The sequence below is a fragment of the Oceanihabitans sp. IOP_32 genome (assembly GCF_009498295.1).
GTDB classification, from domain to species: Bacteria; Bacteroidota; Bacteroidia; order Flavobacteriales; family Flavobacteriaceae; genus Wocania; species Wocania indica.
This window is the reverse complement of the sequence record NZ_CP040813.1, coordinates 3,044,365-3,067,405: the sequence shown is the minus strand read 5'-3', so window position 1 is coordinate 3,067,405 and position 23,041 is coordinate 3,044,365. Positions and strand designations below refer to the sequence as shown.

The 23,041-nt window shown below is 34.0% G+C and carries 21 protein-coding genes and 1 pseudogene; 16 read left to right on the top strand and 6 right to left on the bottom strand.

Features of this window, described 5'->3' with window-relative positions:
* The first annotated feature begins 12 nt into the window (after positions 1-12).
* From FEZ18_RS12875 to FEZ18_RS12850, 6 genes and pseudogenes are all read left to right on the top strand, one after another.
* Positions 13-573 carry a hypothetical protein gene (locus FEZ18_RS12875; RefSeq protein WP_153268692.1) on the top strand — a complete coding sequence of 187 codons (561 nt, stop codon included), beginning with the start codon at positions 13-15 and terminating at the stop codon, positions 571-573.
* Positions 574-583: 10 nt separating this feature from the next.
* Positions 584-1,555 (top strand): YitT family protein, encoded by a 972-nt coding sequence (locus tag FEZ18_RS12870; protein ID WP_153268691.1) that lies wholly within the window; start codon positions 584-586, stop codon positions 1,553-1,555.
* Between the two features lie 57 nt (positions 1,556-1,612).
* The gene (locus FEZ18_RS12865; protein ID WP_153268690.1) at positions 1,613-1,978 is read left to right on the top strand and encodes a cupin domain-containing protein; all 366 of its coding nucleotides are present in this window, start codon (positions 1,613-1,615) and stop codon (positions 1,976-1,978) included.
* 3 nt (positions 1,979-1,981) lie between these two features.
* Positions 1,982-2,809 carry an alpha/beta hydrolase gene (locus FEZ18_RS12860; protein WP_153268689.1) on the top strand — a complete coding sequence of 276 codons (828 nt, stop codon included), beginning with the start codon at positions 1,982-1,984 and terminating at the stop codon, positions 2,807-2,809.
* A gap of 20 nt (positions 2,810-2,829) precedes the next feature.
* A complete protein-coding gene (locus FEZ18_RS12855; RefSeq protein ID WP_153268688.1) occupies positions 2,830-3,588 on the top strand; it encodes a pseudouridine synthase in 759 nt (252 codons plus the stop codon).
* A 3-nt stretch (positions 3,589-3,591) separates the two neighbouring features.
* Positions 3,592-3,897: pseudogene (locus tag FEZ18_RS12850) on the top strand (VOC family protein); the annotation flags it as partial.
* Between the two features lie 289 nt (positions 3,898-4,186).
* Here the strand turns inward: FEZ18_RS12850 and FEZ18_RS12845 are convergent.
* The 4 genes from FEZ18_RS12845 to FEZ18_RS12830 form a co-directional block, all read right to left on the bottom strand.
* Positions 4,187-4,912 (bottom strand): TIGR02206 family membrane protein, encoded by a 726-nt coding sequence (locus FEZ18_RS12845; RefSeq protein ID WP_153268687.1) that lies wholly within the window; start codon positions 4,910-4,912, stop codon positions 4,187-4,189.
* 23 nt (positions 4,913-4,935) lie between these two features.
* The gene (locus FEZ18_RS12840; RefSeq protein WP_153268686.1) at positions 4,936-5,817 is read right to left on the bottom strand and encodes a bifunctional 5,10-methylenetetrahydrofolate dehydrogenase/5,10-methenyltetrahydrofolate cyclohydrolase; all 882 of its coding nucleotides are present in this window, start codon (positions 5,815-5,817) and stop codon (positions 4,936-4,938) included.
* A 567-nt stretch (positions 5,818-6,384) separates the two neighbouring features.
* Complete coding sequence (gene ffh, locus FEZ18_RS12835; RefSeq protein WP_153268685.1) at positions 6,385-7,713, bottom strand: signal recognition particle protein; 1,329 nt, start codon at positions 7,711-7,713, stop codon at positions 6,385-6,387.
* 432 nt (positions 7,714-8,145) lie between these two features.
* A complete protein-coding gene (locus tag FEZ18_RS12830; RefSeq protein WP_153268684.1) occupies positions 8,146-9,204 on the bottom strand; it encodes a hypothetical protein in 1,059 nt (352 codons plus the stop codon).
* 135 nt (positions 9,205-9,339) lie between these two features.
* Here FEZ18_RS12830 and FEZ18_RS12825 point away from each other — a divergent pair, with 135 nt between their 5' ends.
* The 5 genes from FEZ18_RS12825 to FEZ18_RS12805 all read left to right on the top strand — a co-directional run bounded on the left by FEZ18_RS12825 (position 9,340) and on the right by FEZ18_RS12805 (position 14,091).
* Positions 9,340-9,855 (top strand): RNA polymerase sigma factor, encoded by a 516-nt coding sequence (locus tag FEZ18_RS12825; protein ID WP_194269479.1) that lies wholly within the window; start codon positions 9,340-9,342, stop codon positions 9,853-9,855.
* A gap of 64 nt (positions 9,856-9,919) precedes the next feature.
* Positions 9,920-10,816 (top strand): FecR family protein, encoded by an 897-nt coding sequence (locus tag FEZ18_RS12820; RefSeq protein WP_153268682.1) that lies wholly within the window; start codon positions 9,920-9,922, stop codon positions 10,814-10,816.
* The gene (locus tag FEZ18_RS12815; RefSeq protein ID WP_228122757.1) at positions 10,809-13,160 is read left to right on the top strand and encodes a TonB-dependent receptor plug domain-containing protein; all 2,352 of its coding nucleotides are present in this window, start codon (positions 10,809-10,811) and stop codon (positions 13,158-13,160) included. Before FEZ18_RS12820 ends, FEZ18_RS12815 begins: the two co-directional genes overlap by 8 nt.
* 241 nt (positions 13,161-13,401) lie before the next feature.
* Positions 13,402-13,737 (top strand): DoxX family protein, encoded by a 336-nt coding sequence (locus FEZ18_RS12810; RefSeq protein WP_153268681.1) that lies wholly within the window; start codon positions 13,402-13,404, stop codon positions 13,735-13,737.
* 9 nt (positions 13,738-13,746) lie between these two features.
* Positions 13,747-14,091: a hypothetical protein gene (locus FEZ18_RS12805; RefSeq protein WP_153268680.1), complete on the top strand. Its 345-nt coding sequence runs from the start codon at positions 13,747-13,749 to the stop codon at positions 14,089-14,091.
* A 71-nt stretch (positions 14,092-14,162) separates the two neighbouring features.
* Here the strand turns inward: FEZ18_RS12805 and FEZ18_RS12800 are convergent, their stop codons facing one another.
* Both FEZ18_RS12800 and FEZ18_RS12795 read right to left on the bottom strand, forming a co-directional pair.
* Entirely contained in the window at positions 14,163-16,865 is a 2,703-nt protein-coding gene (locus FEZ18_RS12800) for a sodium:solute symporter family transporter (protein WP_153268679.1), read from the bottom strand.
* Positions 16,866-17,169: 304 nt separating this feature from the next.
* Positions 17,170-19,374, bottom strand: a complete 2,205-nt coding sequence (locus FEZ18_RS12795; protein ID WP_153268678.1) for an ATP-dependent DNA helicase RecQ — start codon at positions 19,372-19,374, stop codon at positions 17,170-17,172.
* A gap of 251 nt (positions 19,375-19,625) precedes the next feature.
* Here FEZ18_RS12795 and FEZ18_RS12790 point away from each other — a divergent pair, with 251 nt between their 5' ends.
* The 5 genes from FEZ18_RS12790 to FEZ18_RS12770 all read left to right on the top strand — a co-directional run bounded on the left by FEZ18_RS12790 (position 19,626) and on the right by FEZ18_RS12770 (position 22,808).
* Positions 19,626-20,543, top strand: coding sequence for an SIS domain-containing protein (locus FEZ18_RS12790; protein WP_153269121.1), 918 nt, complete (start codon positions 19,626-19,628; stop codon positions 20,541-20,543).
* Complete coding sequence (gene tatC / locus FEZ18_RS12785) at positions 20,543-21,367, top strand: twin-arginine translocase subunit TatC (RefSeq protein ID WP_153268677.1); 825 nt, start codon at positions 20,543-20,545, stop codon at positions 21,365-21,367. Before FEZ18_RS12790 ends, tatC begins: the two co-directional genes overlap by 1 nt.
* Complete coding sequence (locus FEZ18_RS12780) at positions 21,360-21,710, top strand: carboxymuconolactone decarboxylase family protein (RefSeq protein WP_153268676.1); 351 nt, start codon at positions 21,360-21,362, stop codon at positions 21,708-21,710. Before tatC ends, FEZ18_RS12780 begins: the two co-directional genes overlap by 8 nt.
* Positions 21,711-21,828: 118 nt before the next feature.
* Positions 21,829-22,569, top strand: a complete 741-nt coding sequence (lptB, locus tag FEZ18_RS12775) for an LPS export ABC transporter ATP-binding protein (protein ID WP_153269120.1) — start codon at positions 21,829-21,831, stop codon at positions 22,567-22,569.
* Positions 22,570-22,616: 47 nt separating this feature from the next.
* Positions 22,617-22,808, top strand: a complete 192-nt coding sequence (locus tag FEZ18_RS12770; RefSeq protein ID WP_153268675.1) for a hypothetical protein — start codon at positions 22,617-22,619, stop codon at positions 22,806-22,808.
* Positions 22,809-23,041: the final 233 nt, after the last annotated feature.

Here is a 23,041-nt window from a genome sequence, read left to right as displayed (position 1 = left end):
AAAACTACATACATGAAAAAAATTATTTTTTGCCTGATATCTTTAACTGTACTCATAACCAGTTGTAAAAAAAAACAAGACCCGTTTTTAATTGGTAAACAACATATAGGATTACTTACCGACACGACTCAAATTAAAGATTTAAAGCAGATTTTTAGTAAAGATTCTATAGTCAATCTAATTAATGGCGACGAATTCACCGGAAGCGTTGGTGATATAAAAATTTTTGAAAAAAGCGGTAAACTACTTTTAGCTCTAACGCCCAGAGAACCCTTAGATTCTACCTCTGTAATAAAGAGTATTCAAGTTTTTGACCCACGCTATAAAACGGATAAAAATATAACAACTTTAAGCACTTTTAAAGACATTGAGGCGAATTACAAGATTTCGAGAATAAATAACCTAATAAATTCGATTGTAATTTCTATAGACGGCATTAATGCTGCTTTCACCATCGATAAAAAAGAATTACCTGCAAACATTCGCTTCGATATGAATATAAATATTGAAGCTGCGCAAATTCCAGATCATGCCAAAGTGAAATATTTCTTTTTAAACTGGAATAACTTATAACATAAACACAATGAATTCATTTATCTCTAAGCTATTAGTAAGAGTCGCTCGCAAAAGGCTTGAAGATAAAAACACGGGCGTCCCAATAAATACCGAAGAACTCGTCCCTGCTGTTAGAAAATTAAAAGTTGAGTTTACGCATGCCGTTAAAGAGTTTATATATATTACTATTGGTGTATTTTCAGCAGGTTTTGGTTTAAAAGGTTTTTTACTTCCTAATAAATTTATTGATGGAGGTGCTACGGGAATATCGCTTTTGTTAGAACATATAACCACTGTTAATTTCGGCTTATTATTAATACTCGTAAATCTACCCTTCTTACTTCTTGCCTCTAAAACCATTGGTGTTAAATTTGCATTAAAGAGTGTTTTAGCCATTTCACTTTTAGCGTTGGTTGTTCATTTTGTTGAGTACCCCATTATTACAGAAGATAAATTGTTAATTGCTGTATTTGGTGGTTTCTTTCTTGGTCTAGGGATTGGTATGTCTATGCGTGGGGGCAGTGTTATTGACGGCACAGAAGTTCTCGCTATATATTTAGGAAGAAAATTATCGCTAACTATTGGCGACGTGTTGTTACTAATTAACATCGTTATTTTCTCGGTTGGTGCTTACGTATTGTCTATTGAAGTAGCACTGTATGCCATTTTAACCTACTTGTCTGCAGCTAAAACCGTAGATTTTGTGGTTGATGGTGTCGAAGAATATGTAGGAGTAACTATAATCTCTAACAAACATGAAGAGTTACGCCTAATGCTTACCAATAAACTGCAGCGGGCTTGTACCGTTTACTCTGGAAAAGGCGGCTATAGAAAAGACGGACAAAGTTTCGATAAAGATATTATATATATTATAGTAACCCGATTAGAGCTTGCAAAACTGCATACCGAGATTGAAAAAATTGATGCCAATGCTTTTATTATTATGGGCGTTGTAAAGGACTTAAAAGGCGGCATGATTAAAAAAAAGCCCTTAAAATAAAATGCGTTTTAATCTAAAATAAAAGCTTAAACTTAGCGACGAATACCATATATAAACATGTCTAAAAAAAAATACACCATACAAAACAGGCCTTTTGTGGTTCCAACCACAGATGGTAAAGTTATAAAAGAACATTTTGGTATCGCCTCTACTGGCAATTCCAAATTAAGCATCGCTCACATGATTGCACCACCTGGTTGGAGCGAGCCCCATCAAACCCCAGAGTTCGACGAATACACATTCATCATTAAAGGTAAAAAACAATTTATTGTCGATGGTGATATAGTAGTTTTAAATGCTGGGGAGTCTATAAAAATTGAAAAAAACACAAAAGTACAATACGCTAATCCCTTTTCAGAATCCTGCGAATATATTGCTATATGTATGCCCGCGTTTTCGATAGATTTAGCACATAGAGCATAAGTCATGAAAAAACAAATTCCAAAAATTATTGGTTTTACTATAAATATATTGTGTCTTTTTTCACCCGCTTTAGCTTCAAAAATTGCCATTTACTTGTTTTCGAAACCTAGAAAAGGACATTTAAAAGAAAATCAAAAACAGGATCTTGAAGCTGCAATAAAAAGAGACCTGATTTTTAAAAACATGGCCATAAAAACGTACCATTGGGTGGGTGATAAAGAAACTATTTTGCTCGCCCATGGCTGGGAAAGTAACTCCGCCAGATGGCGAGATTTGGTAAGCATACTGCGTAAGCTTAATTATAATATTATTGCTTTAGATGCACCCGCTCATGGAGACTCTGGAAATAAAACTTTTAATGCGTTATTATATTCAGAATGCATTCATGCTGCTTTAGAAATTTTTGAAACAGACATTGTTATTGGCCATTCGGTTGGCGGTACAGCAAGTGCGATTGCCATACATAACAACAACCATTCCTCTATTAAAAAATTAATTTTGTTGGGGGCGCCTTCAAATTTTGTGGGATTAATTGATAATTATATCAACATGATGGGCTACACTAAAAACGTTGCAAAATCGATAAACAAATATTTTGTTAAGCATTTTGGATATCTCCCAGAGCACTTTACCATCGCGAACTTCTCGAAAAATATTGATGCCGAAGTACTTATAATTCACGACAAAAAAGATAAAGTGATTCCGTTTAAAGATGCTTTAGAGATAAAAAAACATTTTGAAAAACACAAATTAATAAAAACTACTGGATTTGGCCACAGTCTTAGAACTAAAGAGGTATACAATCATATCATAGAGTTTATAAGCGATTAAAATTATTGTATTTTTGTACTATGAGCGACACATTAAAACGTATTAATAAATTCTTAAGTGAGGTAGGTTATTGCTCGCGCCGAGAAGCCGATAAGTTAATTGAAGCAGGTAGAGTTACCATTAATGGTATTGTACCTGAAAAAGGCACAAAAATCGCTCCAAACGATGTCGTGCATGTTGATGGTAATCTAATAGAAAACACCAAAAAAAACTTTGTTTATTTAGCTTTTAATAAACCCGTTGGTATTGTTTGCACAACAGATACGAGTGTAGAAAAAGACAATATCATCGATTATATTAATTACCCTAAACGTATTTTTCCCATAGGTAGATTAGATAAACCTAGCGAGGGTTTAATTCTTTTAACTGATGATGGTGATATCGTGAACAAAATTTTACGAGCCGATAATAATCATGGTAAAGAATATATAGTTACTGTTGATAAACCAATTTCTCAAACCTTCATAAACCGCATGTCGGGTGGGATTTTTATTGAAGAATTAGGCAAAACAACAAAGAAATGTGTGGTTAAAAAAATAAACTCTCGTACATTTAGTATTGTATTAACTCAAGGCTTAAATCGGCAAATTCGTAGAATGTGTTCATATTTAAATTACGAAGTCGAAACGCTTAAACGCATTAGGATTATGAACATAAAACTAGATATTCCTATTGGTGAGTATAGAGAACTTAGACCAGAAGAGCTAGATGAACTAAATCGTTTAATTAGTACATCTACTAAAGCATATACCCCTTCTACGAATACAAAAAAACAGTAGATTATGGATTCAAACTATCCTTTTCATCTTGCCATTCCGGTTTATAATTTAGAAACCTGCCGAACATTTTATCGCGACATTCTCAATTGTGAAGAAGGACGAAGTAGCGAGCATTGGGTAGATTTTAATTTTTTCGGGCATCAGTTAGTCATTCATTACTCCCCAAAATCAGACCGGGATTTAAACACTAATGCTGTAGATGGTAAAGCCGTCCCAGTGCCCCATTTTGGTGTGGTTTTACCTTGGAACACTTTTCACGCTTTCGCGGAAGATTTAAAGAACAAATCCATTAAATTTATTATTATACCAATTTAGTTTTGAAATGTCGTATTATTAATTTGAATTATTTTTTGTTCAGATGAGATAGAAAATCAAAGCATAGCCTGAGTTATGGTTTTATTTTATACCGAAATATGGGCGAAAAAGAAACGAATTATATGCGGCATGGCATGGCTAATTTGGTATTAACCCCTATATTAGATTTGAGGGCTTGATAGGCGAGCAAGCCACCATGTTTTTTTATGATCCCTCTGGTAATGCTCTAGAGTTTAAAGCGTTTAAGCATGCCGAGCAACTATTTGCAAAATAATACCTCAAGCTATTTAAATCGTTTTTTAAACCAAAAAAAACTAGAGTAGATTAGTAAAAAATAAGGAATTGCTAATAATTGTACCACGACAATATAAAGTGGCCATTCACCAAAATAATCTAATAAAGAAGCCGATTCAGGTTTTTCATTCAAATAAAAATAATTAGCATCTAGAACGTCATTCATAAGCATAATTAGCACCACGTATATTTGCAAAGCAACAAAAGATTTAAAAACACTTTTAAATTTAGGTCGCATTCTATACACAAAAATGGCGTATGTAATAATGATTAGAAGTCCCAAGTGTACCACCCAATACCTAAAGTAATCAAAACTCGGAAAACCTTCTGGAATATCTGGTGTTAAAACCCCTTGCGTTGTTGCCGCAATAATCCAAAATAATAATATTTCGAACATCCAAAACTTTCTGTAGTAAGTAAATACGGGGACCAATAAAGCCAACATACTACATAAATACAGAGGTAAGTCGGTTTTAATATTATAATGACCTAGACTTATTTTATACAAATGAAAACTTAAAACAATACCCGAAATGCAACAAGCAAAGACATGTAAAACTCGTTTTTGTTTCTGTTTATCTAAGCTTTGTTTCGCGAAGTTTATAAATACAATGCCAAATACAACGGCCAATAAAATAGGCACGACATGCTCTAAACTTCCAAATTTAACTCTGTTTGCTAAAAAAATCGCATTATAGACAGAGACCGGTATCATAAAATTAAAGCCAATAATTTTGATTACATATTGTTACGCCTTTCTCGGGCCAACAAGGTATTTTTAAGTAGCATGGCAATCGTCATTGGTCCAACACCACCAGGAACAGGAGTAATAAAACTTGCTTTCTTACTTACACTTTCATAATGCACATCACCAGCAAGTCTAAATCCACTTTTCTTAGATGGATCAGAAACCCGTGTAATTCCCACGTCTATAATAACCACATCCTCTTTAACCATATCTCCGGTTAAAAACTCAGAAATACCAATGGCAGCAACTATAATATCGGCCTGTTTCGTAATATTTATCAAGTTCTTCGATTGGCTATGCGCTACGGTAACTGTAGCGTTACCAGCCGCTCTTTTTTGGCTCATTAGTATACTAATTGGGCGACCTACAATATGGCTTCTACCTAAAACCACAACATTTTTACCCGAGGTTTCAACCTTATACCGCTCCAGTAGTTCAATAATTCCGTATGGAGTTGCTGGCAAAAATGTAGGCAAGCTTAAGACCATTTTCCCCACATTTGTAGGATGAAAACCATCGACATCTTTATCTGGATGTACAGCTAATAACACCTTCTGTTCGTCTATTTGCTTTGGTAATGGTAATTGTACTATAAACCCATCTATAGCCTCATTGGCGTTTAAATCGTCAATTTTCTTCAGTAAATCTGTTTCAGAAGTATTTTCTGGCAATTCAATAAGTGTAGAATTAAAGCCAACACGTTTACATGCTTTTACTTTCGCATTAACATAGGTCAAGCTAGCACCATCTGATCCCACCAAAACCGCAGCAAGATGAGGTACTCTTTCACCTTTATCTACCATAGAGCTTACACGATTTGCTATTTCATCTTTTATAGTGTCGCTTGTTTTTTTTCCGTCTAAAATCGTCATCTAAATAGTTTTCAGTCGCCGTCGTGGCAGCAGTTTATACTCTGGCGGCTCACTCTTGCGGTAATTTATTTTAAATCGAGAGTCGCCGTTTTAAAGCTATCGACTTACTCATTTGTTTAATTAATTTTAGGTTTTACTCCAAATTTACTCGGGTTGTTAATCATATAATTTATTAGCTTCCCTATTTATTAGCTTCCCTATTTATTAGCTTCCCTATTTCTTTGCCTTCTTTTAATATTTTGAATACTCTTCAGGCGAAATATAGTTACCAGCCAATGCAACATCTATCTATTGGTTTTGGTATTCTCGCCATCGGTAACTCTAAGTTAACTTACAAAATGTTTTGGATATCTATTTTTTTTAAACCTCAGAAAGATGAGCACCTACTGAAGGTGAACTTCTTCTTATTTAATCTGTTAAAGCATAGGTTTCTTTTTTTAGAAAGAATTTCGACAAACCGAAAATAACCCTAGCAAAATCAAATGTCTTTTTGCAGGTTAAAATTATTTAAAATCTATATTTCCTTCTCAATGTACTGAAAATAAGACGATAAACCACAACTGTTCATTACTTCAAGCCCTGCATCATCTGCATCATCTTTTTACCGCCACCACCTTGCATCATCTTCATCATTTTACTCATTTGGTTAAACTGCTTTAATAACTGATTTACTTCTTGTACAGAAGTACCAGAGCCCTTACCAATACGTTTTTTTCGGCTTGCATTTATAATAGATGGGTTCGACCTTTCTTTTGGGGTCATGGAATGAATAATAGCTTCAATTCCTTTAAAAGCATCATCATCAATATCCACATCTTTCATCATTTTTCCAGCGCCTGGAATCATGCCAACAAGGTCTTTCATGTTCCCCATTTTCTTGATTTGCTGTATTTGACTTAAGAAGTCATCAAATCCAAACTGATTCTTAGCAATTTTTTTCTGAAGTTTTCTTGCTTCAACCTCATCAAATTGTTCTTGCGCTCTTTCTACTAACGATACCACATCACCCATACCGAGAATTCTTTCGGCCATACGTGAAGGGTGAAACACATCGATAGCTTCCATTTTCTCGCCAGTACCAATAAACTTTATTGGTTTATTAACCACCGTTTTAATAGAAATAGCGGCACCACCACGAGTATCACCATCTAATTTTGTTAGAATAACACCATCAAAATTTAGAGTATCGTTAAAGGCTTTTGCCGTATTTACAGCATCTTGCCCAGTCATGGCATCGACAACAAATAGGGTTTCTTGAGGCTGAATGGCTTTATGAATATTCGAAATCTCGGTCATCATCGCCTCATCTACAGCTAAACGACCAGCGGTATCGATAATAACCACATTAAATCCATTTGCTTTGGCGTGTGCAATTGCAGCTTTCGAAATCGCGACAGGGTCGTTGTTTCCTCGGTCACTAAAAACCTCTACTCCTATCTGTTCACCTACTACGTGTAATTGATCGATAGCAGCAGGACGATACACGTCGCAAGCTACTAAAAGTGGTTTTTTTGTTTTTTTATTTTTAAGATAATTAGCCAATTTACCAGAAAACGTAGTTTTACCAGAACCTTGTAAACCAGACATTAAAATAACGGTTGGATTGCCAGAAAGATTAATGCCTTCTGCTTCGCCACCCATAAGTTCGGTAAGCTCGTCTTTAACAATTTTAACCATGAGTTGCCCTGGCTGAAGTGTTGTTAATACGTTAGCACCTAAAGCTTTTTCTTTTACTCTATTGGTAAAATCTTTTGCTATTTTAAAGTTAACATCGGCATCTAATAAAGCGCGACGAACTTCTTTTAGTGTTTCGGCAACATTAACTTCTGTGATACTTCCATGCCCTTTAAGAACGTGTAAGGCTTTATCTAATTTATCGCTTAAATTATTAAACATATCTTTTTGAGTATTCGGTTTACTGGCGGTTTGCTACCGCTTTATTATGCAATTAAAAATAAAGGCACAAAAATAGCGAAATATTTTGTTTTTTCTTTGCTTCGTTTATTCTTTTGTGCTACAAACCTATTAAAATTATCATGTAACATTAGAATTTAAAAAAATATAGATTTTTTGCAGTTATTTTTTTAAACTTTTACAACAAGCCATTCTAGCAACTCCTACTTTCTTCTTAGCCAAAAAAAATTCCTTATTTCAACGTACTCAAGATTACTATGATGTTTCAGCATTATGTTATGATAAAAAATTAAAAATGCTGTTAAACTTTAATAAAAAAAGCTGCCAAATAAAAATCTGACAGCTTATATCAAGCAAATTTGTTTCGTATTTGATCTCCTTATATCGACAAATTAAATCGAAATATTAAGTGTTTTAAATAACGACATTACAATTTTCTTGAAGAAGAATCTTATTATCGTTTGTTTGATATAACCTAATTTTATCTTCTGAAAGCGCATGCACAATCCACTCTAAATTAAAAACATCTAAGGTTGGGAATTCCATATTTAAAAGCGTCCCTTTATTACTGTCTCTTGTTTGCCAGGTGCCTGTTTCAATATTTCCATTAGTATCTTGAATTACTACAACAGAATCGGCTCGAAAGCTTACAGCATAATTTTTATATTGTGTTGTATAATCTTGGTCATTCCTTTTAATTCCATACACCACTAATGTGCAGGTTTTTAAATAGGTATCTAATCTGTCTTTTGTGAAATCGTCGTCATCATAATCGTTATCGTCGTCTTCATCGCAGGTGCCATCGGCATTTTCAATGGCATTTTCCAATTCTTGATTGCTATTAACTTCAATTTCGGTAGCATCGGCTAAAATCATTGTAATTGGATAATTAAAGCTGGCAAATACTTCTTCTTCTTCAACACGATCTATAAAATTATACATTTGATTGTCGTTTCTAACGGTAATTACATCTATAACTTGGAAACTCCCATCGTACACAGAAAAAGAAATTGGATATTTAAAATCTATACATTCTATATCCTCATCTAGCTCATTTTCATCTTCACAGTCATCAATTAAGTCCTCTAAATCATCTTCAGAATTTACAATAATCTCATCATAACTCATGGTAATTACCGTAATTGGAAAAACAATTTCTAATTCATCATTATCATCTTCAAATTCATCAAAAATTTGTTCAATCACATTGAAATCACTTTCAGAATTCACAATAATTTCCTGCCCATTAACCAGTACCGTAACAGGTAATTTTACTTTTATGCAACTGGCGTTATCAATTATATTATCGCCAGAGCCATCCATTAGTGCAGTAGCCTCTATCAAATTAGTTAATGTTGAATTAGCAGAAAGTGCTATCGCATTATTGGGCAGTGTTACTTCAACAATCTCTTCTTGACAGGCTGTAAACATAAAAAAAAATGCAATTAACAGCTTTGTAATTTTAATTTTCATGGTTTTAATGTTAGTTCATACGGGATACCTCGATAATATAACAAGTTTACTTTAAAAACTCCTAGTTTAATTTATAAAAACTTTAATTTTAAATTGTAAAAAAACCTTATTTTCGTATCCCAATCACCAATAAAAATGGAGAAAAATTTAAACGATAATATTTGCGAAGAACGTATATTTTCTTCTCTTTTTACGAAACACGCCAAAGATTTACACAACTTTTTGTACTACAAATTTGGCGACTTACTAAACCCGAAAGATAAGGTACAAGACGCTTTTATCAAGTTATGGCAAAATTGTGCTAAAATTTCACCAGATAAGGCTAAAAGTTTTTTATTTACCACAGCAAATAATTTAATGCTAAATGAAGCTGCGCATCAAAAAGTGGTTCTAAAACACCAACAAATCAAACAAAAAACATATACTAATGAAGATCCTGAATTTTTAATGCAAGAAGCCGAATACAATGAAAAGTTACAAAAGGCATTAGCTAATTTAACCGAGGCACAACGGGTCGCTTTTATGATGAATCGTGTGGAAGGTAAGCGATTTAAAGAAATTGCTGAGCTTTTAGAGATTTCTACCAAAGCCGTTGAAAAACGAATTTATGGGGCTTTAAAGAAATTGAGGCAGGATATTAAGGAATTATGATACTTTCTCAATATTTAGGGTAGGAGAAAACAAAAATTAACTGTTATATAGGTGTAAAATAATTATGGAGAAAGAAAAGTTAATATCGAAATGGCTGGATCACGATTTAAACCATCAGGATCTCGAAGCGTTTAAAAAGCTTGAAGATTACGACGATTTAATCAAGCTAAACAAAAGTTTACAGGCGTTTAAAAACAAAGACTTTAATACCGCTATCGAATTCGATCAAGTTTTAACAAAACTAAAAAACACGAAAAAACGATCTACGCATTGGTTAAAACCACTAATGCGCATTGCTGCAATATTGGCAGTTTTTTTAGGTGTTTACTTCTATACAACAACTTTAGACACCACTATCTCTACACAATCTGCACAAAAAACAGTTATTGAATTGCCCGATGCGTCACATGTTACTTTAAATGCCAAATCGCAACTTAGTTTTAATAAAAAGAAATGGAAAAACGAGCGTAAAGTTAAACTTAATGGCGAAGCCTTTTTTAAAGTGGCTACTGGAGCAACTTTTAGCGTAATTACAGAAATAGGAACAGTGGCGGTTTATGGTACTCAATTTAACGTAAAACAAAGAGATCAATATTTTGAAGTTGTTTGTTACGAAGGCTTAGTTGGTGTAAGCTACCAAGAAAAAGAAACAAAATTACAGGCTGGAGACCGTTTTTTAGTTATGGACGGAAACATAATTCATGAAGAATTAGACAGCCGTTTCGAACCCGCTTGGATTAACAACGAAAGCCAATTTAAAAGCCTTCCTTTTAAAGAAGTTCTCGCCGAGTTTGAAAGGCAATACAATGTCACTTTTAACGTTAAAGATATTGATACAAACCAACTATTTACAGGTAGTTTTACTCACGACAATTTAGACTTAGCTTTAAAATCTATCGCGTTACCTCTAAAATTAACCTACAGTAAAACGCAAAAAACTATAACCTTAAAACGTGAGTAAAAAAGGTGTTATTTCTATTTTTTTACTGCTTTTTTTTCTGAATATTTTGATTGTAAATGCTCAAACTATACAGAAAGAAACACAGGCGTTATCTACTGTCCTAAAAATTATTGAAACCCGTTACAACATCAGTTTTTCTTATGCCGATGCGAATATTAAACATAAACAAACCACGATTCCAGATAAAGGTTTAACATTAAGGGAGGCCTTAAACGTTCTTAAAGACCAAACCTCTCTAGACTTCGAAATTTTAGACAACCGCTTTGTGGTTATTAGAACAGACTCTAATGAAGGGCTAGAAAACAACATTCAAAGACTTGACGAAATTGTAATAACAAACTATTTAACCACAGGTATTACAAAATTAAATGATGGTACCATAACCATAAATCCTGAGAATTTTGGCATTATTCCGGGGTTAATCGAACCCGATATTTTAAAAACGATTCAATCCATTCCGGGAGTTTTAAGCATTGATGAAACGGTTACGAATATTAATGTTCGCGGCGGAACACACGACCAAAACCTATTGCTTTGGGAGGGTATAAAAATGTATCAATCTGGTCATTTTTTCGGACTCATATCTGCTTTCAATCCACACACAACAACACAAGTAAATGTATCTAAAAACGGAACCCGAGCAAAATATGGCGATGGGATTTCTAGTATTGTAGACATGCGGCTGTCTAACAAAATTGACAATAAATTTAAAGCTGGAGGCGGCTTAAACCTAATAAATGCAGATGTTTTTGCTAAAATACCATTAACAAAAAACACCGAGTTACAAATATCTTCAAGGCGCTCATTAACAGATTTAGTCACGACCCCAACCTATAATCTCTATAAAAAACGTATTTTTCAAGATACCGATTTAACGCAGGCTAATACAAATGTTATTGCTAAAAATGAATCCTTTTATTTTTATGATGTCACCGCGAAATTCTTATACGATATTAGCGAGACCGACAAACTCAGATTTCACTTTTTAAAGGTCTCTAATAAGTTAAATTTTGAAGAGCAAACCGACCTAAATAACACCAACGAAATATTAAATAGTAAGCTGTCTCAAAGTAATTCTGCTATAGGGTTAAGCTACAAAAGAGATTGGAACCCAAAACTCTCAACCACAACACAGTTCTATATTACTAACTACGAATTAGACGCTACCAATTTCGATATTGTAAACAACCAACGCCTCATTCAAACAAACGAAGTAGTTGATGGTACCATAAAAATAGATGCTAATTATAAACTAAACGACCAACTAAACATAAATGCGGGGTATCAATTTACAGAAGTTGGTATTAGTAATCTTGAAGATGTAAACAATCCGGTTTTTAGAAGCTTTATAAAAGACGTTATTCAAAACAATTCGCTTTACGCGGAAGCTGCTTTTTTATCAACTAATGCAAAAACCAATTTAAAGTTGGGAAATAGAATAAACCACTTCCCGAAATTTAAATTAATACTAAACGAACCGCGATTAACTTTTAGCCAACGATTTTTAAAGCATTTTAGATTTGAATTGTTAGGCGAGTTTATGAGCCAATCGACCTCTCAAGTTATCGATTTACAAAACGATTTTTTAGGGATTGAAAAACGTCGTTGGGTTTTATCTAATAACAACAAAGAAGTTATTACGATAAACAATAAAAGGATTCAGCCGGTACCCATATTGAAAAGTAAACAAGTATCATTAGGCATACATTACAACAAAAGCAAGCTATTAATTAGTACCGAAGCCTACCTTAAAAATGTAGATGGTATAACCGCCAGAAGTCAAGGGTTTCAAAACCAGTATCAATTTGTAAACAGTATTGGAAGCTATCAAGCAAAAGGTATAGATGTTTTAATTAACAAACAATTTAGCCATCTTTTTAGCTCTTGGTTCAATTATTCTTATAGTAGAAACGACTATACCTTCCCTGAATTAAATATGGGCGATCCTTTTCCTAACAACGTAGATATCCGTCATGCCTTAGCGCTATCCAGTTCTTACACCTATAAAGGGCTTAAATTAGCTTTGGGTTTAAATTGGCACTCTGGAAAACCAACAACATTACCTACCTTAGATGAAAATATAAATGATAACAGCATTAGTTATCAAGCACCAAATAGCAGTAATTTAAAAGATTATTTACGTGCAGATTGTTCGGCAACTTACAAATTTAATATTTCTGAAACATCGCGAGCAGTAATAGGGGTTTCTATTTGGAATATTCTTAATCAAAAAAATATAATCAATACCTATTACACTTTAGATAACAATAACTCTATAACCCCCATTGAAACCCGATCTTTGGGAGTTACGCCCAATGTTAGCCTGCGTATTAATTTAAATTAAATTTACAGTTTTACTGATTGGCCAGCGTAAGGCCAGTAATGGCTTTAGATCTTCATCTAAATGTTAAAATACGCTTTATACTATACATTATTCTTATAGCCTATTATAAAGCAAAGCTTTTAATAATAGCAGATTTTAATTAAATCTAAAATAGATAGAAGTTAAACACTTAAGTTCGTTTATTATTTTTTATCTTACGATAGTAACTATATCATCGTAATTATTTAAAAACAAGAAATATATGGAACAACTATTATTACTGTCAAAAATTATTATCGCTTTCTCTGTGGCCTTCGTTTGGATTTTTAGATTTCACAATGTTATAGCTGAGTTTAAATCATTTGGATTAAGCGATTTAACCAGAAATTTTGTAGGCGCAAGTAAAATTGCTTTAGCCACATTACTTATAGTAAGTATCTGGTACGATACTTTAGTTTTTATACCATCTATTCTTATGGGGTTATTTATGTTGGGTGCGCAATATTTTCACTTTAAAGCAAAAAATCCCTTTTCCAAACATTTGCCCTCACTTATTCTTTTAATTTTATGTGCTTTTCTAGTCGTAAACTCTTTATAACCGCCCTAAATGACCATACTTATAGTGTGTACGCTTATATCAAGTTTGTCTTTTTTAGGGTATACCGCCTATTATTTTAGCTCATTAAAAATGAAGAATGAGTTTAAACGGTTTGGTTTAGAAAAATTTGGATGGTTGGTTATTACATTTCAATTTGTAGGTGCCATAGGACTTCTTCTTGGATTTCTCTACCCACCATTATTAACAATATCCTCTTTTGGTTTATCACTACTCATGTTTTTGGGTGTTTTTATAAGGATAAAAATAAAAGATAGCTTTTGGATTTCTTTACCAGCCCTATTCTATATGGTTTTAAATACTTATATTTTTTGGGCGTCTTTACATTGGCTTTAATTAAAACTTTAAATAGGTTTTAAAACTCGCTTTGGAACACCAAATGGTTTTAAAACCTATTTCTATTTAATTTATTTCTTTTTAGAATACACCAAGTTTTCAATTGCGTTTTGTTTAACTGGCAACAACATACTAAACACATAACCTCCAATAACACAAACTGGTATCGCAATTAACGGGTAAATATAAAAATTAATTGGGGTGCTGTACTTCACAAATGCCAGTACTAAAATACTTAGTAGGGCTCCTATTAAAGTACCCTTCCAATTGGCCTTCTTTATAAAAATACCAAGAATAAAAACACCTGCAATAGAACTTCCAAATAAACCGATAATTTCTTGGAACAAGAAAAATAAAGATTGTACAGGAAATGCAGCCATCACACAAGCAATTAGAGTACCTAAAACGCCAACAAACACCGTAATGCATTTGGCTAATTTTAGTCCTTTAACTTCGCTATACGACGGATAAAAACGTTTATAAAAATCGACGGTCACTACGGTAGACACACTGTGCATACTGCTATCCAGACTAGACATCGATGCCGAGAAAATTCCAGCAATTACAAGACCAGCAATACCTGGAGGGAGATGATTTGTTATAAATAATGGAAATATGCCATCATTTTTCATCCCAACCGTTAAAAACTCGGGGTTTTCTTTAAAGTAAACATATAAAAATGCGCCCATAGTAAAAATAAGCAGTCCCGCTGGTATGGCAATAATACCATTTAACCAAATACTTTTTCGAGCCTCCTTTTCGCTAGAAGTTGTCATGTAGCGTTGTACAACGGCCTGATCTGTGGTATAAGGCGCAAAATTAGCGGCAAAAGTTCCTAGGAATAAAGACCAAGTGACGACCTCGGTAAAGCTAAATCGAAAATCGAACATTTGCATTTTACCGTCGTTATAAGCGGTTTCAAAAATATAGCCTACATCACCTATTTCGATAGAAATAAAAATTAAACCAACAATTAAACCGGCCATAAGAACAATAACCTGTACCACATCTGTCCAGATTACAGCTTCCATCCCTCCCATATAGGTATATACAATAGCTAAAATACCCATAAGAATGATGGCAAAATAAATATCTATTCCAACAACAGTAGCGATTGCAAGCGCTGGAAGATAAACTACAATACCCATTCTGGCTAACTGAAATAACACAAACGATAAACTTCCAAACATTCTTACCGAGATGTGAAATCTTTTTTCCAGATACTCGTAAGCGGTTGTAACTTTTAATTTTCTGAAGAAAGGCAAATAAAAAGAAACCACAATAGGCACAATTAATAAAATGGTAAAATACCCTAAGTAAACTTGCCAGTCGAAAGCATAGGCTATAGCAGGGTGTGCCAGATAGGTAATTGCACTTAGCATGGTAGCATAAATACTAAGCCCTGCTGCCCACCATGGTATACGTCCGCCACCTAAAAAATAATCGTCTGTAGTTTTATTTTTCCTAGAAAAATACCAGCCCATCATTACCATTAAAAGCAGGTATACAATAAGCGTGACATAGTTTATCCAACCAAAACTCGCTTGGTAAGGTTTTTGAGAAATTTTACTTACCACATTAGTCCTCACTCCCGGATTTGTCTCACCACCAGCAATAATAAAATCGTCGCCCCATTTTAAGGCATTTGCAACCACTTGGGAATCTCCAGGAATTTCGCCTCGTTTACTCCAAGTATCGGTTATTGTATGATATGCCCAAATAGTTTTTGTGAAGGCCGTGTTTTTTACTAATTTTTTTTCAATAGCAGTTAATGAATCAATAGCTGTATTAATTTGCGCTTCTGTGCTCTTGAGAGCTTTTAAATTTTTTATTTTAGTCCAAATATCGACTCTCGCATTAAGATGCTGTTGTGCCCCACCCGCACCACCAAAAATTACGATATGTGATGCGCCAGATTTGATAGCCGGAGCAGCAGCAATATAGCCACTCTCTAAACCTGGGGTATTATTATTGGGAACATTATTTTTTTTAATCCACGAATTTTTATTGACATCGAATTCGAATACATCAGATAACATTCTATGGGTAATTTGAGCCTCTGGATTGTAATAAAGTCCGCTAAAAACATATAAAGATTCGTAACTTCTACCATTACCTTGGCCCACTACAACTGGTTGCAAACGTGCTTCACCAGGAAAATCAGGAAGTACTTTCCAAGTGTGCTTTTTTCTATTTAAGGATTCTGATAAATTAAAGGATAAAAAACTTGCAGTCGCCCCACCAGTTTTAGTTTGGTTCCCCCCGACTAAATACACCATATCACCAACTATACCGCCACCCATGTTGGCTAAAGGAACAGGCATGGCAGGCAAATCTTGACGCTCGATGGTTTTAGTTTTTTTATTCCATTGCAATAAAAACACTGTATTAGAAACGCCTTGGGCGTTATCTCCTCCTATACAAAGCAGGCCATTTGGAGTAGAAATGGATACACCATTAGCCAAAGGCTCCTGCAGTTTAAAAGATAAATTTGAAATCCATTCCGTTCCATTTTTACCCTTCTCTAAGACATAAACAGAATCATGCCAAACTTTTTTACCACCTTCCCAAACTGGTTTGTAAGGAAAATTAGCACCTCCTGCGAAAATTAAAACGTCGTTGTGAATACCAGTAAAGGCTCCATTTAAACCTTTAGCATTTGGTATGGTTTCTTGAGAATCCCATTGGAATATTTCTTGACTGTCTTGACTGTCTTGACCTTGAATTGATACTATTGTAAATAAAGCCAGAAGAAAGGCATAAAAATGTTTCATAAATTATGTATTAAGGCGCTAATATAATAATACTTCATAATACACAAGTTCTACACACGAATATATTCGTGTTTTTAATCAACTGTAACACGTGATCTACACTTGATGCGTTACATTTTCTGCAGTCTCTTTAATCTCTATATAACTATGCCTAAGTTATTTATATTTTATTGGATACGACGCCTTCAATAAAATTAAAAAAGTGAATTTTTAAATAAAATATCGTCTTAAAACTTATGCACATTGCTGGAATGCCATACTTGTATAAGCTGTACAATAAGCAATTTTGAGATAGGTATAAACACTAATTGGCTACTTCACTAATAAATTTAATACGATATAAACGCAGTTCTTCATCATCATAATCGCCATCAAATTCTTCAATCGCTTCTTGAATGTTATCGGTATCAGATTCCATAAAATAGTCATGAATCTCTTCTTGTTGATCTTCGTCGAGAATCTCGTCAACCCAATAATTAATATTTAGTTTCGTGCCAGAATATACTATGGCTTCCATTTCTTTAAGAAAATCATCCATAGACATATTTTTGGACGATGCAATATCATCTAAAGGTAATTTTCTATCGATATTCTGTATAATGTATAGCTTATTAGAAGAATTACTTCCGGTAGATTTTACAATTAAATCGTCTGGACGGATAATCTCGTTTTCTTCTACGTATTTCGCAATAAGTTTAACAAAATCTTTACCATATTTTTTTGCTTTACCGTCTCCAACGCCGTGAACATTACTAAGCTCGGCAATAGTAATAGGATACTTTAAAGCCATATCTTCTAGAGAGAATTCTTGAAAAACAGCATATGGAGGTACGCCAGCTTTTTTAGCCACAGCCTTTTGTAAATCTTTAAGCATTTTCATTAAAGTCTTATCGGCAATAGCACTCGCTCCTTTTGAAGCGACTATCACTGTGCCATCTTCTTGAGCACCTTCAAAAACATGATCTTCAGTCATCAAAAATGATTGCGGATTTTTAATAAAATCCTTACCAGAATCTGTTAACTTTAGCACCCCATAAGTTTCAATATCTTTTTTAAGATAACCAGCAACTAAAACTTGCCTTAATAGAGCCATCCAATATTTGTTATCGTGACTTTTTCCTTTTCCAAAATAGCTTTGCTCATTGGTTTTATGGGAATTTATCAATGCATTTTCTTTGCCTATAAGAACGTTTACTAAATCTTTAGATTTATATTTTTCGTGCGTTTTTTTAATGGTTTCTAGAAGTAATTTAACATTATCCTTAGCCTCTTTTTGTTTCTTAGGATAACGCACATTATCGTCCATATCGCCGCCCTCACCGGTTTCGTTATCAAACTCTTCACCAAAATAGTGTAAAATAAATTTTCTTCGAGAGATAGATGTTTCCGCGAAAGCGACAACTTCTTGTAATAAAGCATGTCCTATTTCTTGCTCGGCAACAGGTTTACCAGACATGAATTTTTCTAATTTTTCAATATCTTTATAGGTGTAAAATGCAAGGCAGTGGCCTTCACCGCCATCACGACCCGCACGCCCAGTTTCTTGATAATAGCTTTCGATACTTTTAGGAATATCGTGATGAATTACAAATCGAACATCGGGCTTATCGATACCCATTCCAAAGGCTATGGTAGCGACCACGACATCGATATCTTCAATTAAGAATTTGTCTTGATGGCTTGATCTTGTTTTAGCATCTAATCCAGCGTGATACGGCACGGCCTTAATACCATTAACCTGTAAGACTTGTGCCAACTCTTCTACACGCTTCCTGCTTAAACAGTACACAATGCCCGATTTACCACTATTTTGTTTTATAAATCGTATGATATCGACATCGACATTTTTTGTTTTTGGTTTAATTTCGTAGTACAAATTAGGCCTATTAAAGGATGCCTTGAAGGTTTTAGCTCCAGTTATTCCAAGATTTTTAATAATATCTTCTTGTACCTTTGGTGTTGCTGTTGCAGTTAAACCAATTATGGGAATATTTTCGCCTATACGCTCTATTATACTTCGTAAATTTCTATACTCTGGTCTAAAATCATGACCCCATTCGCTTATACAATGAGCTTCATCAACAGCCATGAAGGATATCTTTACCGTTCTTAGAAACTCAACATTCTCCTCTTTGGTTAACGATTCTGGAGCGACATAAAGTAATTTGGTAACCCCATTTACAATATCTTCTTTTACGCGTTTTACTTCGGTTTTGTTTAATGAAGAATTAAGTACATGCGCTACCCCCTCTTCTTTTGAAATACCTCGAATAGCATCCACTTGGTTTTTCATTAAAGCTATTAGTGGCGACACCACAATAGCAGTTCCTTCTTGCATAAGTGCCGGTAATTGATAACACAACGATTTTCCTCCTCCAGTTGGCATAATAACAAAAGTGTGATTCTTTGCTATAATACTCTCAATTACATCTTTCTGCAATCCTTTGAATTTACTAAATCCAAAATACTTTTTTAATGCAGAATTTACATCGCTTTTTGCTATTGACATTGTTTAAATAAAAAAATTAATATATTATGATTAAAAGAAAAATAAACCACACTTATAATTCATGAAATTAGTACGGTAAATCGAGAACACTCTTGTTTTTTTCGTTAGTTTTGTAACTAAATTCGAAATTACAATATAAAATTTAAATTTGGTATTTAAAGATACTAAAATCTTTAAAACATGCACAAAAAAAACAATAAATTTTGAAAGACGAAAATTCTATTATCAATACTGCAAAATATACTATTAAAATGGAAAGCGAAGCCATTTCTAACTTAGCTAATCTAATAACAGAGGATTTTGCGCATGCTGTTAAAATTATTTACAACTCTAAAGGTCGTGTTATTATTACGGGTATCGGCAAAAGTGCCATTATTGCACAAAAAATTGTTGCCACTCTAAATTCCACTGGAACGCCTGCTATTTTTATGCATGCTGCCGATGCGATTCATGGCGATTTAGGCTTAATTCTAGAAGACGACGTCGTTATTTGTATCTCCAAAAGTGGAAACACACCAGAAATTAAAGTTCTAGTTCCTTTAATTAAAAGTGCTAAAAATAAAATGATTGCGATTACAGGTAATAAAGATTCCTTTTTAGGACAACAAGCCCATTATGTTTTAAACACTTTTGTGAAACAAGAAGCCTGTCCCAATAATTTAGCACCTACAACCAGTACTACTGCACAATTAGTTATGGGTGATGCCTTGGCTGTTTGTTTATTAAAATTACGCGGTTTTTCGAGTAACGACTTTGCTAAATACCATCCTGGTGGGGCTTTAGGAAAAAAACTGTATTTAAGAGTTCATGACATATCATCGGTTAACGAAAAACCAAAAGTTAATTTAGATACGAATATTAAAAATGTTATCATTGAAATTACCGAGAAAATGTTAGGGGTTACCGCCGTTGTTGATAAAGACAAGATTATAGGAATAATTACAGATGGTGATTTAAGAAGAATGCTAACTAAAGTTGATGATTTTTCTTCATTAACCGCAAAAGATATCATGAGTGCCAACCCTAAAAGTATTAATGCGGATGCCATGGCCGTTGATGCCCTAGAAGTCATGCAAAGCAATGGTATATCGCAATTGGTTGTGGAAGAAAATGGTGAGTATGCTGGCATAATTCACCTTCATAATTTAATTAAAGAAGGTATTCTGTAATGGCAAAAAAAAACATCAATGAGATGTCTTTTTTAGATCATCTTGAGGATTTACGTTGGCACTTAATTCGCATTTGTTTGGCGGTAATTATAGTGGCTACCGTTGTGTTTATTTTTAGTCGTTTTGTTTTCGATAGCATTATTTTTGCGCCTTTAGATATGGGGTTTCCCACCTACGACCTGTTGTGTCGTGCCGGAAATTTTATTGGAGTTGAAACCACGTTTTGCGCAGAAGAAATGCCCATGATTTTACAAAACCGAACTATGGCAGGACAGTTTTCTGCCGATATTTGGACAGCCATTCTAGGCGGATTTATCATTTCATTCCCTTATGTTGTGTATCAATTATGGAAATTTATAAGTCCGGGGCTGCATGACAATGAACGTAAGTATTCTCGAGGTTTTATAGTGGTTTCCTCGTTGTTATTTTTTGTAGGTATATTATTCGGATACTACATTGTAACCCCCTTATCTCTAAATTTCTTGGCCAATTATAGTATTTCGACAGTGGTCGATAATCAAATAGATATAAGCTCTTATATCGCCTTGGTAAGATCGTCGGCTTTGGCCTCTGGTTTAATTTTTGAGTTACCTATAATAATCTATTTTTTAACTAAAGTAGGACTAGTTACCCCAGAAATATTAAAGAAATACAGAAAATACGCCTTAGTAATTGTGTTAATTTTATCGGCCATTATAACCCCACCAGATATTGCAAGTCAAGTTATTGTGGCCATTCCGATATTAATTTTGTACCAAGTAAGTATTTATATTTCTAAAATTGTAATTAAAAATCAAAAAAGAAAAGCAAAACAATATGTCTGATATCGTAAACGAATTTAATGAGTATCGCCAGAGAATGAACGACAAAATTCTTGCCGATAACAATAAAGTAATAAAACGTATTTTTAATTTAGATACCAACGCTTTCGCGGAAGGTGCTTTAGATGTTAAAACCAAAGAGCTTTTAGGCTTGGTAGCCTCAATGGTATTGCGCTGCGACGATTGTGTTAAATATCACCTCGAAACCTGTTATAAAGAAGGCATACCAAAAGAGCAAGTTGTAGAATCTTTAAGTATTGCCAATTTAATTGGCGGTACCATTGTTATACCACATTTACGTCGTGCTTACGAGTTTTGGGAGGCCTTAGAAGCTCAAAACAAGTAAATCTTGGTCGTGAATTAACAAGTGTAACGAAATATAACACCATTAAAAGATAAAATTTTATATCTGGCTTTAAATAGTCGGTATGGTTTTACTACTTTTAGCCTTAAGAAAAAAAATTATGATTTTAAGAGCACAAAATTTAATGAAGTCCTACGGCGGACGAAAAGTTGTAAAAGACGTTTCTCTTGAGGTGAAACAAGGTGAAATAGTGGGGCTTTTAGGGCCAAATGGTGCGGGAAAAACAACTTCTTTTTATATGATCGTGGGTTTAATAAAACCTAATGGTGGGCATATTTTTTTAGATGACACCGAAATTACCGACTACCCGATGTACAAACGTGCCCAACACGGTATTGGGTATTTAGCACAAGAGGCTTCTGTTTTTAGAAAACTAAGTATTGAAGACAATATTTTAAGTGTATTACAACTTACAAAGCTAAGTAAAAAAGAACAACACCTTAAAATGGAATCGCTTATAGAAGAGTTTGGCTTAGGTCATATTCGTAAAAGTCGTGGTGATTTATTATCTGGTGGAGAACGCAGACGAACCGAAATCGCCAGAGCTTTAGCTACTAACCCTAGTTTTATTTTGTTAGACGAACCTTTTGCTGGTGTAGATCCGGTTGCGGTTGAAGACATTCAGCGTATTGTCGCGCAACTTACCAAAAAGAATATTGGCATTTTAATTACAGACCACAACGTACAGGAAACGCTAGCCATAACCGATAGAACCTACTTAATGTTTGAAGGCGGTATTTTAAAAGCAGGCAAACCAGAAGAATTAGCTGCCGATGAGATGGTTCGTAAAGTATATTTAGGTCAGAACTTTGAGCTTCGACAAAAGAAGATACGGGAATAATTTTGCTTTGGTTTTGTTTTAAACCCAAAGACTACAACAACAATAAAATGAAAAAATCGATATCATTAATACTTGGCGTAATCGCTATGGTCAATGTGTTTTATACCTTTAATAATAATTCTGAAACTGGAGAAATATTTGGGTTTGAAATGAATATTTGGGTTTACAGATTAATTTGGAGCACACTGGCTGTTGGTATTTTTTATGACTACTCAAAGAAGAAAAGTACTACTAAATAATTCCACTTCATTAATTACTAGCCGCAGGTTACCCGTGACCTAATATGTGGTTTTTTGCCGTAGTCTCAATGCAGTAAAAGTACCTATAGATTAATGGTATATTTTTTTCCATTAATGTACGACAAAAGACATAAGACCGCTTCGCTAATAGACATAAGAACCAAGACTTGATTCTAACTAACTGATAAACAGAAGTACTTTAAATTAACAAAATAGTTCCTTTAAATCTTAAT

Excerpts from the sequence above, each read along its gene's own strand:
- FEZ18_RS12840 (WP_153268686.1), bottom strand. The coding sequence starts at position 5,817 with ATGACGATTTTAGACGGAAAAAAAACAAGCGACACTATAAAAGATGAA.
- FEZ18_RS12825 (WP_194269479.1), top strand. The coding sequence starts at position 9,340 with ATGGAGAAAAATTTAAACGATAATATTTGCGAAGAACGTATATTTTCT.
- FEZ18_RS12810 (WP_153268681.1), top strand. The coding sequence starts at position 13,402 with ATGGAACAACTATTATTACTGTCAAAAATTATTATCGCTTTCTCTGTG.
- FEZ18_RS12855 (WP_153268688.1), top strand. The coding sequence starts at position 2,830 with ATGAGCGACACATTAAAACGTATTAATAAATTCTTAAGTGAGGTAGGT.
- FEZ18_RS12795 (WP_153268678.1), bottom strand. The coding sequence starts at position 19,374 with ATGTCAATAGCAAAAAGCGATGTAAATTCTGCATTAAAAAAGTATTTT.
- FEZ18_RS12805 (WP_153268680.1), top strand. The coding sequence starts at position 13,747 with ATGACCATACTTATAGTGTGTACGCTTATATCAAGTTTGTCTTTTTTA.
- FEZ18_RS12865 (WP_153268690.1), top strand. The coding sequence starts at position 1,613 with ATGTCTAAAAAAAAATACACCATACAAAACAGGCCTTTTGTGGTTCCA.
- ffh (WP_153268685.1), bottom strand. The coding sequence starts at position 7,713 with ATGTTTAATAATTTAAGCGATAAATTAGATAAAGCCTTACACGTTCTT.
- FEZ18_RS12790 (WP_153269121.1), top strand. The coding sequence starts at position 19,626 with ATGGAAAGCGAAGCCATTTCTAACTTAGCTAATCTAATAACAGAGGAT.
- lptB (WP_153269120.1), top strand. The coding sequence starts at position 21,829 with ATGATTTTAAGAGCACAAAATTTAATGAAGTCCTACGGCGGACGAAAA.
- FEZ18_RS12820 (WP_153268682.1), top strand. The coding sequence starts at position 9,920 with ATGGAGAAAGAAAAGTTAATATCGAAATGGCTGGATCACGATTTAAAC.
- FEZ18_RS12800 (WP_153268679.1), bottom strand. The coding sequence starts at position 16,865 with ATGAAACATTTTTATGCCTTTCTTCTGGCTTTATTTACAATAGTATCA.
- tatC (WP_153268677.1), top strand. The coding sequence starts at position 20,543 with ATGGCAAAAAAAAACATCAATGAGATGTCTTTTTTAGATCATCTTGAG.
- FEZ18_RS12870 (WP_153268691.1), top strand. The coding sequence starts at position 584 with ATGAATTCATTTATCTCTAAGCTATTAGTAAGAGTCGCTCGCAAAAGG.
- FEZ18_RS12845 (WP_153268687.1), bottom strand. The coding sequence starts at position 4,912 with ATGATACCGGTCTCTGTCTATAATGCGATTTTTTTAGCAAACAGAGTT.
- FEZ18_RS12860 (WP_153268689.1), top strand. The coding sequence starts at position 1,982 with ATGAAAAAACAAATTCCAAAAATTATTGGTTTTACTATAAATATATTG.
- FEZ18_RS12770 (WP_153268675.1), top strand. The coding sequence starts at position 22,617 with ATGAAAAAATCGATATCATTAATACTTGGCGTAATCGCTATGGTCAAT.
- FEZ18_RS12875 (WP_153268692.1), top strand. The coding sequence starts at position 13 with ATGAAAAAAATTATTTTTTGCCTGATATCTTTAACTGTACTCATAACC.
- FEZ18_RS12830 (WP_153268684.1), bottom strand. The coding sequence starts at position 9,204 with ATGAAAATTAAAATTACAAAGCTGTTAATTGCATTTTTTTTTATGTTT.
- FEZ18_RS12780 (WP_153268676.1), top strand. The coding sequence starts at position 21,360 with ATGTCTGATATCGTAAACGAATTTAATGAGTATCGCCAGAGAATGAAC.